Genomic DNA, 11690 nt, shown 5'->3' with positions numbered 1-11690 from the left:
TAGGAATCATGATGGGAGTTCTGGGGATCGGGTTCGACCTCGTGACGGTGTCGGAGTTCGCCGAGCAGATGGACCGGCCGGGGACGGCCATGCTCGACAACTTCACACCGGGCGAGCGTCGCGACGCCGCGACCCGGAGTTCTGATCCGGCAAGGCATTTCGCCGCCCGGTGGGCTGCGAAGGAGGCAGTGATCAAGGCTTGGTCCACTTCCCACTTCGCCAGCCCACCGGTGCTGCCGGAAATGGTTCACCACTTGATCGAGGTGGTGACCGACGCATGGGGGCGACCCGGTATCCGCCTACGCGGAGATGTCGCCGAGTATCTGATGGACGCGAGGATCCACATATCCCTTACTCACGACGGAGACATGGCCGGCGCGTTCGCCGTCATCGAGTCACCCTGAGGAGACCTCCGACTTCGGTGCCGATGATCGCGATTCCTTCTCGGCGACCAATAGGTAGGCCACCATCAGCCGTTTGAGTTCGGCAACGGCGTCCGCGTGGCTCTGATTGTCCTGTACCGAGAAATTGAGCATCGAGTACACGACGTGGACCAGGACTTCCGCCATCATCTTGCGGCGCTCGCGCGGCGTATGAGGGGTGAGTGGTGCAAGCATCCGGGAGATCTGCTCCGCGAATTCCTTTTCGTGGAGTGCCCCCGTGGCTCGGGTCGAGGGCGTCGACTGCATCGCCAGCCACACTTCTCGCCTCGAAGGGTCGGAGGTCCACAGGCCCGCGAGATGGTCGACGAAGGAATTGAGGAACCGCAGCCAATCCAGAGACGGGACCTCTCCGTCGAACTGTGCTATCTCGTGCTGGACGCCGACGAGGTCCTGCCTGTTGAGTTCACATACGATCACGTACTTGTTCGCGAAGAACTGGTAGAGCGTGCCGATCGGAACTTCGGCGCGGGCCGCGACCTCTTCACAGGTGAACGATTCGAATCCGACGTCTACCAGCAACTCCCGCGACGCGGCGAGTAATGCGTCGAACTTGCGGCGACTCCGTTCCTGGATCGGACGTTTGCGGGGCATCAACTCCTGCGGGTCTGATTGCAACTCCAACGCAGGGTCCACACGGCGAGGCGTTTGCTTGCTGGTTGAAGGCTCCACCGCCCCAGGCTATCTGTCTTTCGTCGTAGATTCCGAAGTTCCCCTCGGCGCCGCGGGTCGTACATCGATCGATTCACCGACGGTCGGGGTCGCACTTCGATTCGATATCTGTCAATATAGACGAATGTCGAATCAGGATAGCCCGGAGGTTGGCGCTTGCTGCTCACCTTTGGTGAAGGAGCCGCTGACCGGGGGCTCCGCCGGTGATCTCGCGCACATGTTCAAGGCGCTCGGAGACCCGGTGCGACTGCGGTTGTTGAGCCTCGTCGCGAGCCATGCCGGAGGCGAAGCCTGCGTGTGTGACATTTCCGAGTCGTTCGACCTGTCACAGCCGACGATTTCGCACCACTTGAAGGTGCTTCGGGAGGCCGGATTGCTGGACTGCGAACGCCGGGGAACGTGGGTGTACTACTGGGTGATCCCCTCGGCTCTGCAGCGACTCTGCGCGGTGCTTCGTACCGAGAGTGGCCCGGTTGTGCCGTCCGAGGTGTGTGCCGAGGGGTCGGCATGAGCGAGGTCATCACCACCGAACACGCCCCCGTTCTCGGTAAACTCACCACCCTCGACCGGTTCCTGCCGGTCTGGATCGGCGCTGCAATGGTCGCCGGCCTGCTCCTGGGCGGGATGATCCCGGAACTCGACGATGCCCTCAGTGCCGTGGAAGTCGATGGCATCTCGCTGCCGATCGCCCTCGGCCTGCTGATCATGATGTACCCGGTGCTGGCGAAGGTGCGCTACGACCGCCTGGGCACCGTCACAGGCGACCGCAAACTACTGATCGGGTCGTTGCTGCTCAATTGGGTTCTCGGTCCGGCGCTGATGTTCGCCCTGGCCTGGCTGCTGCTGCCGGATCTACCCGAGTACCGCACAGGCCTGATCATCGTCGGCCTCGCCCGGTGTATCGCGATGGTGATCATCTGGAATGACCTGGCCTGCGGAGATCGCGAGGCAGCCGCTGTTCTCGTTGCCTTGAACTCGATCTTCCAGGTGATCATGTTCGCGGGTCTCGGTTGGTTCTACCTGTCGATCCTGCCGGGGTGGCTCGGCCTCGAGCAGACCACCATCGAGGCCTCGCCGTGGCAAATCGCGAAGTCGGTGGTCGTCTTCCTTGGCATCCCACTGCTCGCCGGTTACCTGACCCGCCGCTACGGCGAAAAAGCCAAGGGCAGAATCTGGTACGAGTCGAAGTTCGTTCCCAGAATCGGGCCCTGGGCGCTGTACGGGCTGCTCTTCACAATCGTTGTTCTCTTTGCGCTGCAGGGTGAGCAGATTGCGTCCCGACCCTGGGACGTCGTCCGGATCGCCATCCCGCTACTTGTGTACTTCGCGGTCATGTGGGGCGGCGGGTACCTCCTCGGTGTCGCGATGGGGCTCGGATACGCGCGAACTACCACGTTGGCGTTCACCGCCGCGGGCAACAACTTCGAACTCGCCATTGCGGTCGCGATCGCCACCTACGGCGCCACCTCCGGGCAGGCGCTCGCTGGGGTGGTCGGCCCACTGATCGAGGTTCCAGTTCTGGTCGGCCTGGTCTACGTGTCTTTGGCGCTACGCAAACGCTTCGCCCGTGACTGAAGAAGGGCTGACCTCCCTACTCACCGATCCAGATAGGAAAGACCGATGACGAAACCTTCCGTGCTGTTCGTGTGTGTCAAGAATGGCGGAAAGTCGCAGATGGCGGCTGGACTGATGCGCAAGGCTGCCGGTGACACCGTCGACGTCTACTCGGCCGGCACCCAGCCTGGGGCCGCGGTCAATGCACTGTCGGCGCAGGTGCTGCAGGAGTTCGGCATCGACATCTCCGGTGAAATCCCGACACTGATCGATTCGGGGATGATCCGCGATATCGATCGGGTGGTCACGCTCGGCCGTGAGGCGCACGTCGAACCCGTGCCCGGCACTCGGTTCGAGTGCTGGGACACGGACGAGCCGTCCGAACGCGGCATCGAAGGCATCGAACGGATGCGCTTGGTCCGCGACGACATAGCAGCCCGAGTAGACCAGCTCGTGGTCGAACTTCACGAGGCTGCCGAGTCCTGATCATCCTCGTGCAGGGGCGTGCCGGCGTCGCTGATCAGACGGACAGATCCCGACGCAATTTCGCGACATGGCCGGTGGCGCGGACGTTGTACTGGGCGACCTCGATCTTCCCTTTCTCGTCGACGAGGAAGGTGGAGCGGATGACGCCCTGAACGGTCTTGCCGTACATCTTCTTCTCGCCGAACGCGCCCCAGGCTGAGAGGGTGGCCTTCTCGGGATCGGAGAGCAGCGGAAAGGTCAGTTCCTCGGTGTCGCGAAACTTCGCCAGCTTTGCGGGCTTGTCCGGGGAGATTCCGATCACGTCCAGGCCTGCGCCGTTCAACTCGGCGAGGTTGTCGCGGAAGTCGCACGCCTGCTTGGTGCAACCCGGCGTACCGGCTGCGGGGTAGAAGTACACGACGACCTTGCGTCCGCGGTAGTCGGTGAGTGAGACGTCGTTGCCATCGGCGTCGGGCAATGTGAAGTCGGGGGCCAGGTCTCCGGGGGCGAGTCTGCTGTTGTCGGTCACGAGAAGTCAGGTTACCGGGAAGGGGTGGACGCGGCCGGAGCGCGATTGGGGGAGACGTTGCCGCAGGTCCTCCGGTCTCGTCTACGGTTGACCCAAGTGTGGGACCGTCGCGGTAGCGTCGCTCTCGCTGATCGAAAAGTCGAACAAGTTGGAGGACACGTGCCCAGGGACACCGAGAGCATCGAGCGTGAGATCGAACAAGCACGTAATGAGCTCGCAAGCACTCTCGACGAGTTGGCGGTCCGCACCAATCCGAAGGTTCTCGTGGAGAACACGAAGCGGACTCTGATCTCGAAGCTGAACGAGCCGGCAGTCAAGTACGGACTGATTGCCGCTGGTGCCGTGGTGGGACTGGTGCTGCTTCGCAAAGTGCTGCGCTGAACGGTCTTCACCCCGCCGTCGGGGTGCGAAGTTCGCGGAAATTTCACACCTCGACGGGCTGTTTGCGCCCGCGTGACCATTCACCGGTGGCGCGATGGTGCGAAAGAGAGAAAGACCCCCATCTTCGCGAGAAGATGGGGGTCTTGTTGCAAGTGCGCCCACAGGGACTCGAACCCCGGACCCAGTGATTAAGAGTCACTTGCTCTACCAGCTGAGCTATAGGCGCTCGCTCTTGCGAGACAGAACACTAGCGGTTCGCTTCTCGGGAATGCAAATCGCCTGGTCGTAAGTTCGTCTTGCGGATGGATCCATCCCATCCGGGTACACCAGTACTGCTGGTCACGATTGATATTCGAACGTTACTGGGCTGTGCATCGCTTACTTGGAATCGGCTTCCGGCGGCCTGGCATCATAAGGAACCACGCGGTCTCGACGAACCGGCTCCATCGGCAATGGCAAAGGAATCGACGACGTAAGCGTGATCTCGGAGTAAGGACGTGAACGGGGTGTTCTATGGGCGTTGGACAATGGCACGCGCAGGCGGTGAATTCGGTCTCGAAGCCGGCAACGATTGTGGCGACATCGCTCGTACTCGCACTGTCGATCGCAGGATGCACCGTATCGAGTACGGGCAGCGTCACGTCGGAAGGCGAGGCGCCGATCGACTCCAATCCGGTCACCGAACTCATCAAGCCGAAGATAACGCTGTCGGCTACTGACGGGGTCGTGGGCGTCTCGCCTGCGGAGCCCGTCAGCGTGACAGTGTCCGATGGCACGCTGGCACAGGTCACCATGATCAACCCCGACGGCGAACCGGTCGACGGTGCGATAGCTCCTGGCGGGTTGTCCTGGTCGAACACGGAGCCGCTGGGCTATGACAGGAAGTACCGGCTGGAGGTGGCCGCGAAAGGCCTGGGTGGCGCCACGACATCAACATCCGAGTTCACCACCAGCGCACCGGGCAACGTCACCAAACCGTATGTGCTGCCGTGGGAGGGTGAGGTGGTTGGCATCGGCCAGCCCGTCGCCGTGCAGTTCGACGAGGACATTCCCGACCGGGAGGCTGCTGAGGCTGCCATCACGGTGACGACGAATCCACCGGTCGAGGGCGCGTTCTACTGGGTGAACAAACGTGAGGTGCGCTGGCGGCCCGAGCACTTCTGGACCCCCGGAACCACCGTGGAGGTCGAGGTCGCAGCGTTCGGTCAGGATTTCGGTGACGGCCTGTTCGGTCAAGAGGACGGTCACACGGCATTCACGATCGGTGACGCCGTAGTCGCCACGGCGGACGACAACACCAAGCAGGTGACTTTCGAGCGCAACGGCGAAGTGATCATGACGATGCCCACGTCGATGGGGAAGGACGCCGCACCGACAGACAACGGCGTCTACATCATCGCAGAGCGCTATTCGCATCTCGTCATGGATTCTTCGACCTACGGTGTGCCGGTCAACTCCGCCGATGGGTACAGGACTCCGGTCGACTGGGCCACTCGAATGTCCTACAGCGGCATCTTCTTCCACTCGGCACCGTGGTCGTTGGCGCAGCAGGGCTACACGAACGTGAGCCACGGCTGCCTGAACCTCAGCCCTGCCAACGCCAAGTGGGTGTACGACAATACGAAGCGCGGCGACATCGTGATCGTCAAGAACACGGTGGGCGGCACGTTGTCGGGGACTGACGGCCTCGGTGACTGGAACGTTCCGTGGGAGGTCTGGAAGGCCGGTAACGCCGACGTGTGAGGGCGCAATCAACGACGGCGTTTCATCGTTCGTTGCATGAGCACCTCTTGATTGCGCGCTTGTGTTGAAGACCCGCTGAGTTCTCGCACCTGCACGACCGGTTTGCGGTTGAGCCATCTAACGAAGCGGCGGCGGATATGTGAGGCGAACGCGTCGCGCCCCACTATGAAGTTGAGGTGGCGAATGCCCCAGGCGAGAAAGTAGCACACCCAAATGACGGTGATGGCGACTGCGGTGTAGGTGGCCCACACGGCTTCCGGGGTGACGAAGATTGCTATTGCAAGGGCCAGGATCGCAATTGCCAATCCACCGAAGTAGACAGTGAAGATGCGCCAACGAAACCAATGCAATGGGAGCAGAAACATTACGAGGAACACCAGCAATGTGACGTAGATGACTGTGGACACTTGGAGCCATTCAACCGTGACATGTCGGCGGTCGGCGGGTTGGATCGGTGTCATGGGATCACCACTCCACCAAACGGTGATAGCGGCCAGGGACGACGTGCAGTAGCTGAATGTTGCGGCTGCTTCGGAGTAGTGCCCGAATCGCTTGACCTTGAACAGGTCCGACAGCGCAATCAATTTCGAAACGGACACTAGTGCAATCTGTAGGACGGTCAGCGCGGCAAGGATTGGGACGAGTTCGCCCCACTCGATGGGATGAGCGTTCATGCTCGGAAGCTACCGATGGCGTCTGACATCGCCACCACGATGCGATCTACGTTGAGTGTTGCTGCTGTAGATCAGGCTGGGTGGTGGCCTCGACCCGCTATCTGGCTACCTGAAGAGGTCTGGCCACGGGCGGCTATAGCTACCGACCAGTCCGAATGGCCCTTGCAGCGGCCAATGGGCTGGTGCGGAAGGTCTGATCAGCTGGCCGCATAGGGCTCTCCGCTCCGACCCTGTCAGGGTGGAAGGCCGGTAACGCCGACGCGTGAGCGGGGCGGTGACAACCGACTACGTGGGCCTCGGACCCGGTTGCAATAGTGGCGGGACTCGAACCTCGGTCATCGCAAGGGATTTCGACACTCCGGAGGCCGGGAGTACGCGGTTAGACGTTAACGTCGAAGCCAAGGTTGACATCGCAGGCAGCCTGCCCTCCGCGAATGCTCCAGTTCTCCATTGGAATCTCGCGGAGAAGGACCGTTATGTGATCGCGGGGAATCCCCAGATCGGATAGCCGGGCCACAACAGCTGCATAGAGTGCGCGCTTGGCATCTTTCGAGCGCCCAGTGAAGCAATCTATCGACACGAGGGTGAAGCACTCTGGTTGCGAGAGACCCGGTCGATGGCTGAACCGGTGCGGTGCGTACGAGATCAGGCGTACGTGCTTGTCTTCCTCTGGAATCTTGAATGCCTCGACCAACGCCCCGTGTACAGCGTCGATGAGCTGCGCCTCTTCCGCTTCGGAGTAGCTACGTCGGACTTCGATCAGAGAGCTCGGCATGCGGCCAATCCTCGCACATCAAGCCTCGTGCTACCCCGCAGTGCCCTACCGGGGAGATCTTGCTCGTTTCGGGGTATGGAAACCACACCGCCCCACCTGCATTCTCGCAGGTGGGGCGGTGCTTCTTCGTTGGGGTGAGTGACGGGACTCGAACCCGCGACAGCCAGGATCACAACCTGGTGCTCTACCAACTGAACTACACTCACCATGCGCTTGCGACACCGCCCGGGGGCAGTACCTTCGGCGAGGAAGATACTAGCGTGTCCGGTGCCCGAGAAGCCAATCGATATCTCAGGCGGGCCCGAGTTCCTCCACGACAGCAGCAATATCACTGGTAGACGGGCCTGGATCGGTTACGAAAGCGGTCTTCCGATAGTACTTCAACTCGCGGATCGACTCTTGGATATCGGCCAAAGCGCGATGGGCAAGACCCTTCTCGGGCTGACCGAAGTAGATTCGCGGGTACCAGCGGCGGCACAGTTCCTTGATGGAGCTGACATCGATCATGCGGTAGTGCAGATAGGTGTCGAGGTCGGGCATGTCACGCGTGATGAACCCGCGGTCGGTCGCGATCGAGTTTCCGGCCAGGGGAGCGGTGCCCGCCACCGGAACGTGCTTGCGGATATAGGCGAGCACCTGCTGCTCGGCCTCGGCGAGGGTGACGGTGGACTTCCGAACCTCTTCGGTCAGTCCAGAATTCTCGTGCATCTTGGCCACGACGTCGGGCATGGAGGCGAGAGCTTCGTCGTCGGCATGGATGACGATGTCGACACCATCACCGAGCACATTCAGTTCGCTGTCCGTGACCAGAGCCGCGATCTCGATCAGCTTGTCGGAACCGAGCCGAAGGCCGGTCATTTCACAGTCGATCCACACAAGTTTGTCCTGCACCAGGAACACAGTAGTCACGCGAGGGTGGGAGGCAGTCGGGCGGTGGACAATTTCCCTTTTCGCGTTTGTGTCACTGCAATGCTGCTCGATGGAGTCGTCTCTTTGTGGTCTCGAAAGGTATTGCCGCGCAGTGTCGCGAACGCGAACCACTGCGCGGCAACACCAAGGAGGTGTCCGCTGTGTTCGGCAACCTGCACCTCACCCGCACTCAGAGGCGGCCGTGCGCCCTTCGGCGACCTCGGGTGATCGCGTCGAAGGACACCGCCGTGACCAGAACAGCGCCGGTGACCATGAACTTCACCGAGGAATCCAGCGCGAGCAGGTCCATGCCGTTGGAGATCGAGCCGATGACCACTGCGCCGAGGAGCGCCGCCCACACCGACCCGCGCCCGCCGAACAGGCTCACCCCTCCGATGACCGCGCTCGCAATCGTCAGAAGGAGGAGGTCGCTTGCGCCGGAGTTCTGGTTGACAGCCATGAGCCGGGAGGCGAGAAGAATGCCGCCCGCTGCCGCCATGGTGGAGGCAAGCATGAACACCAGGATGCGGACTCGGTTCACTCGGATGCCCGCACGGAGAGCGGCTTCGGCGTTGCCGCCCACCGCGTACACGTGGCGCCCGAAGGTCGACCACCGCAGCAACCCGTTGATGAGAACGACCAGTCCGATCAGGATCAGCAGAGACAGCGGAACGCCACGCTCCGAGCTCAGGACGGCGGTCCCGGCGACGATGGCCGCTGCGATAGCGCCGACGCGAAGCACCAGCACGGCAAACCGATCGACTTCGAGGCTCTCGGCGCGGCGGCGCCGGCGTTGCAGCAGTTCACCGCCGATGATGACGGCAATCGACAGCGTGGCCAAACCCCATCCGATCGCCGGGCTCAGGAACGTGCCGGCCAGCGCGATGATGGTCGGGTCTGTGATATTGACGGTTCCGTTGGCGCCCAGCACGGCCAGCAGGGCGCCCTGCCAGGCGAGCAGACCGGCAAGAGTGATGACGAACGATGGAATCTGCAGGCGGGTGGCGATCGTGCCCTGGATGAGACCGATTACTGCCCCTGCTGCGAGTGCCGCGAGGATTGCCAGCCAGGCGGGCCATCCGCGTAGCACCGACGTCGTGGCCATGATGCCCCCGGCGAGACCGCTGACTGCTCCGACGGACAGGTCGATTTCACCGAGAAGCAGCACGAGAACCACACCGACCGCGATCGTGCCCATTCCGGCAATTTGCAGCGCCAGGTTGGTCAGGTTGGTCGGGGACAGAAAGCGGTCGTTGGCGATGGAGAAGACGATCCAGATGAACGCGAGCACGAGGAGGACGCGGACCGACCCGAGTTCCCCCTCGGCGATCTTGCGGGCGATGGCCCGCAGGTCGAGTCTCGCTCTCGGTTGTGGTGCCGGAGTTTCCGGCTCAGCTGTGAGTCGTTGGGCTGGAATGATACTCACGAGTGGGGCTCCTCGTTTCCTACCGACGATTGCGCACCGGTGATGGCGCCGACGACGGTCTCCCGGCTGACCGAGTCGGTGCGGAAGGATCCAGCGTTGCGGCCTAGACGCAGGACGGTGATGCGGTCGGCGACCTGGAAGATGTCGGCGAGGTTGTGTGAGATGAGGACCACACCGAGGCCACGCTCACGCAATCGGGTGATCAGAGCGAGGACCTGTTCGGTTTGTGCGACCCCGAGTGCGGCGGTGGGTTCGTCGAGCAATACCACCTTCGGGTTTCCGAGCATCGCGCGTGCGATGGCGACGGTTTGGCGCTGGCCACCCGATAGGCCGCCAACCTCCGAGCGCACCGACCGCAGGGTGCGCACAGCCAGGATGTCGAGTAGTTCCCGAGAGCGACGTTCCATCGTGATCTCGTCGAGCGGGAACCCCACCTTGCCCGCCTTCTCCCGTCCGAGGAACAGGTTCGCGACGACATCGAGGTTGTCGCACAGTGCGAGATCCTGGTAGACGACGGCGATATCGAGTTCGGCCGAGTCGTGTGGGCTCACGATGCGAACAGGCTTGCCGTCGAAGGAGATATCCCCGGAGTCGGGCGGACCGACGCCCGACATCACCTTGATCAAGGTCGACTTGCCGGCCCCGTTGTCACCGACCAGAGCGACCACTTCACCGGGGTGGACCTCGAAGTCGACATCCGACAGGGCACGCACCTGACCGAACGACTTCGAGATTCCCTTCAGCGACAGCAGTGGGTGGCCGGACCGGGTATCTGCGGTGTTGGGGCCGTCAGCAGTGACGGTCATGACTCGGACTCCTGTACGGGTGGCGGAACGGCGTGTGGATGCATCTGATTTGTTCCTCTCCAGTGGTCGGTCAGCCGATTCCAGCGCTCAGGCATGCCTCTGCGTAGAAGTCGGTGCAGATGTCCGACGCGCTCCACCAGTCGTCCCCGACGATTTCCGTGGCTATGGCATCCTTGGTCACCGAAACCATCGGGGTGTAGATGGTGGGGATCGATCCCGCACCGTTGTCGACGGATCCGTTCACCAGTCCGCTCGGGGGCTCCTGGCCCAGGGCGAGGGCGGCGGCGAGTTCAGCAGTGGCCTCGGCTTGAGGTGTGATCTTCTTGTAGACAGTCATGAACTGTTCACCTGCGACGATGCGCTGGATTCCAGAGAGTTCGGCGTCCTGGCCGGTGACGAACTTGGTGGCCGGGTCGATGCCGGCGGCCTTCAGCGCGGCGATCGCACCGCCCGCGGTGCCGTCGTTGGCAGCGTAGACCGCGTCGAACCCGTCCTTGCCCACCTTCGTGATCGCCTGTTCCATCTGTGTCTGGGCCTTGTCCGGGCTCCAGTCCGGGGTGTCGTATTCGGCGACGATCTCGACGTCGTTGGCGTCGAACACATTGTGCGCGCCCGTCTTGAAGTCTCCGGCGTTCGAGTCCTGGGGAGAGCCGTTGATCATGACGATGCGGGGGCGGGGGTTGGGGCTCAGTGCGTCGAGTAGCGCCTGTGCCTGCATCTCGCCGACCTTCTCGTTGTCGGTGGAGACGTAGTAGTCGATCGGCGCGTCGTTGATCATGCGGTCGTACGAGATGACTGTGACCCCAGCCTGTTTGGCGCGGTTGGCCAACGCGGCAGCCGACTTCCCGTCGACCGGGTCGAGGACCAGCGTGGACGCGCCCTGGGTGATGGCGGCCTCGACCTGCTGCTGCTGCTTGGACGGGTCTTGGTCTGCGTTGTAGTAGAGCAACTCGCAGTCGCTGCACAGCTCATGGAACTTCTCGGTGAAGGCTGGTCGATCCTTGGCCTCGTACCGAGCCGTCTTCGACTCGGGCAGCAAGAGTGCAACCGTTTTCTGGTCGTCGGCTCCAGTCCCCTGGCTGCACGCTGCGAGCAGGGGGATGGTCGCGGCTGTCACGGCAAGCAACGACAACTTCTTCTGGAAACGCATGATCCGCTCTCCTTCATAGGACGCATATCGAATCGGTAAGACCCAGCCGACATCGAGCTAGCTAGTCAGCTAGCTGTATAGACGGAAGGAGTGTTGACTGTCACACGCGGTCTTGTCAAGAAGTAGGGACAATCGCCAGGAGAATTGGAATCGGTCCAGTTCGACT

14 protein-coding genes and 2 tRNA genes are annotated in these 11690 nt (G+C 62.2%); 6 read left to right on the top strand and 10 right to left on the bottom strand.

Going from position 1 to position 11690, the window contains the following annotated elements; genetic code table 11:
* The first annotated feature begins 11 nt into the window (after positions 1-11).
* A complete protein-coding gene (gene acpS, locus BFN03_RS10955) occupies positions 12-404 on the top strand; it encodes a holo-ACP synthase AcpS (protein ID WP_070379026.1) in 393 nt (130 codons plus the stop codon).
* On the opposite strand, the gene BFN03_RS10950 is transcribed toward acpS, so the two are convergent.
* On the bottom strand, positions 396-1076 hold the full coding sequence (locus BFN03_RS10950; RefSeq protein WP_442971884.1) for a TetR/AcrR family transcriptional regulator: 681 nt from the start codon (positions 1074-1076) through the stop codon (positions 396-398). The two genes, acpS and BFN03_RS10950, sit on opposite strands and share 9 nt — an antisense overlap.
* Positions 1077-1236: 160 nt before the next feature.
* Between BFN03_RS10950 and BFN03_RS10945 the strand changes: the two genes are divergently transcribed.
* From BFN03_RS10945 to BFN03_RS10935, 3 genes are read left to right on the top strand one after another with little or no spacing between them, the layout of a single operon-like run.
* The gene (locus BFN03_RS10945) at positions 1237-1623 is read left to right on the top strand and encodes an ArsR/SmtB family transcription factor (protein WP_070379024.1); all 387 of its coding nucleotides are present in this window, start codon (positions 1237-1239) and stop codon (positions 1621-1623) included.
* Positions 1620-2687 (top strand): ACR3 family arsenite efflux transporter, encoded by a 1068-nt coding sequence (arsB, locus tag BFN03_RS10940; protein WP_070379023.1) that lies wholly within the window; start codon positions 1620-1622, stop codon positions 2685-2687. The genes BFN03_RS10945 and arsB overlap by 4 nt, the downstream gene beginning before the upstream one ends.
* A 45-nt stretch (positions 2688-2732) precedes the next feature.
* Positions 2733-3152 carry an arsenate-mycothiol transferase ArsC gene (locus tag BFN03_RS10935; RefSeq protein WP_070379022.1) on the top strand — a complete coding sequence of 140 codons (420 nt, stop codon included), beginning with the start codon at positions 2733-2735 and terminating at the stop codon, positions 3150-3152.
* A 34-nt stretch (positions 3153-3186) separates the two neighbouring features.
* Here BFN03_RS10935 and bcp read toward each other — a convergent pair whose 3' ends face one another.
* Complete coding sequence (gene bcp / locus BFN03_RS10930) at positions 3187-3660, bottom strand: thioredoxin-dependent thiol peroxidase (RefSeq protein WP_070379021.1); 474 nt, start codon at positions 3658-3660, stop codon at positions 3187-3189.
* Positions 3661-3819: 159 nt separating this feature from the next.
* Here bcp and BFN03_RS10925 point away from each other — a divergent pair, with 159 nt between their 5' ends.
* Positions 3820-4041 carry a DUF3618 domain-containing protein gene (locus BFN03_RS10925; protein ID WP_070379020.1) on the top strand — a complete coding sequence of 74 codons (222 nt, stop codon included), beginning with the start codon at positions 3820-3822 and terminating at the stop codon, positions 4039-4041.
* A 153-nt stretch (positions 4042-4194) separates the two neighbouring features.
* On the opposite strand, the gene BFN03_RS10920 is transcribed toward BFN03_RS10925, so the two are convergent.
* Positions 4195-4267: transfer RNA gene (locus tag BFN03_RS10920), tRNA-Lys, on the bottom strand.
* Positions 4268-4554: 287 nt separating this feature from the next.
* On the opposite strand from BFN03_RS10920, the gene BFN03_RS10915 reads away from it, so the two are divergent.
* A complete protein-coding gene (locus BFN03_RS10915; protein WP_070379019.1) occupies positions 4555-5784 on the top strand; it encodes a L,D-transpeptidase in 1230 nt (409 codons plus the stop codon).
* A gap of 8 nt (positions 5785-5792) precedes the next feature.
* On the opposite strand, the gene BFN03_RS10910 is transcribed toward BFN03_RS10915, so the two are convergent.
* The 7 genes from BFN03_RS10910 to BFN03_RS10880 form a co-directional block, all read right to left on the bottom strand.
* Positions 5793-6458, bottom strand: coding sequence for a hypothetical protein (locus BFN03_RS10910; protein WP_070379018.1), 666 nt, complete (start codon positions 6456-6458; stop codon positions 5793-5795).
* 379 nt (positions 6459-6837) lie between these two features.
* Positions 6838-7233, bottom strand: a complete 396-nt coding sequence (locus tag BFN03_RS10905) for a tautomerase family protein (RefSeq protein WP_070379017.1) — start codon at positions 7231-7233, stop codon at positions 6838-6840.
* 130 nt (positions 7234-7363) lie between these two features.
* Positions 7364-7439 (bottom strand) — tRNA-His (locus BFN03_RS10900).
* An 85-nt stretch (positions 7440-7524) separates the two neighbouring features.
* Positions 7525-8124 carry an oligoribonuclease gene (gene orn / locus BFN03_RS10895; RefSeq protein ID WP_070380827.1) on the bottom strand — a complete coding sequence of 200 codons (600 nt, stop codon included), beginning with the start codon at positions 8122-8124 and terminating at the stop codon, positions 7525-7527.
* 208 nt (positions 8125-8332) lie between these two features.
* Positions 8333-9568 (bottom strand): sugar ABC transporter permease, encoded by a 1236-nt coding sequence (locus BFN03_RS10890; RefSeq protein ID WP_232320226.1) that lies wholly within the window; start codon positions 9566-9568, stop codon positions 8333-8335.
* Positions 9565-10374, bottom strand: a complete 810-nt coding sequence (locus BFN03_RS10885) for an ATP-binding cassette domain-containing protein (RefSeq protein ID WP_070379016.1) — start codon at positions 10372-10374, stop codon at positions 9565-9567. The genes BFN03_RS10890 and BFN03_RS10885 overlap by 4 nt, the downstream gene beginning before the upstream one ends.
* Before the next feature lie 70 nt (positions 10375-10444).
* Positions 10445-11524 (bottom strand): ABC transporter substrate-binding protein, encoded by a 1080-nt coding sequence (locus BFN03_RS10880; protein ID WP_070379015.1) that lies wholly within the window; start codon positions 11522-11524, stop codon positions 10445-10447.
* Positions 11525-11690: the final 166 nt, after the last annotated feature.

This window comes from Rhodococcus sp. WMMA185, assembly GCF_001767395.1.
In the GTDB taxonomy this organism is placed as follows: domain Bacteria; phylum Actinomycetota; class Actinomycetes; order Mycobacteriales; family Mycobacteriaceae; genus Rhodococcus_F.
The sequence above is the reverse complement of the archived record's forward strand: the minus strand, read 5'-3'. Positions and strand labels throughout refer to the sequence as shown.

Coding starts and splice junctions, on each gene's coding strand:
- acpS (WP_070379026.1), top strand. CDS start 12: ATGGGAGTTCTGGGGATCGGGTTCGACCTCGTGACGGTGTCGGAGTTC.
- BFN03_RS10945 (WP_070379024.1), top strand. CDS start 1,237: ATGTCGAATCAGGATAGCCCGGAGGTTGGCGCTTGCTGCTCACCTTTG.
- arsB (WP_070379023.1), top strand. CDS start 1,620: ATGAGCGAGGTCATCACCACCGAACACGCCCCCGTTCTCGGTAAACTC.
- BFN03_RS10935 (WP_070379022.1), top strand. CDS start 2,733: ATGACGAAACCTTCCGTGCTGTTCGTGTGTGTCAAGAATGGCGGAAAG.
- BFN03_RS10915 (WP_070379019.1), top strand. CDS start 4,555: ATGGGCGTTGGACAATGGCACGCGCAGGCGGTGAATTCGGTCTCGAAG.
- BFN03_RS10910 (WP_070379018.1), bottom strand. CDS start 6,458: ATGAACGCTCATCCCATCGAGTGGGGCGAACTCGTCCCAATCCTTGCC.
- BFN03_RS10905 (WP_070379017.1), bottom strand. CDS start 7,233: ATGCCGAGCTCTCTGATCGAAGTCCGACGTAGCTACTCCGAAGCGGAA.
- BFN03_RS10885 (WP_070379016.1), bottom strand. CDS start 10,374: ATGACCGTCACTGCTGACGGCCCCAACACCGCAGATACCCGGTCCGGC.
- BFN03_RS10880 (WP_070379015.1), bottom strand. CDS start 11,524: ATGCGTTTCCAGAAGAAGTTGTCGTTGCTTGCCGTGACAGCCGCGACC.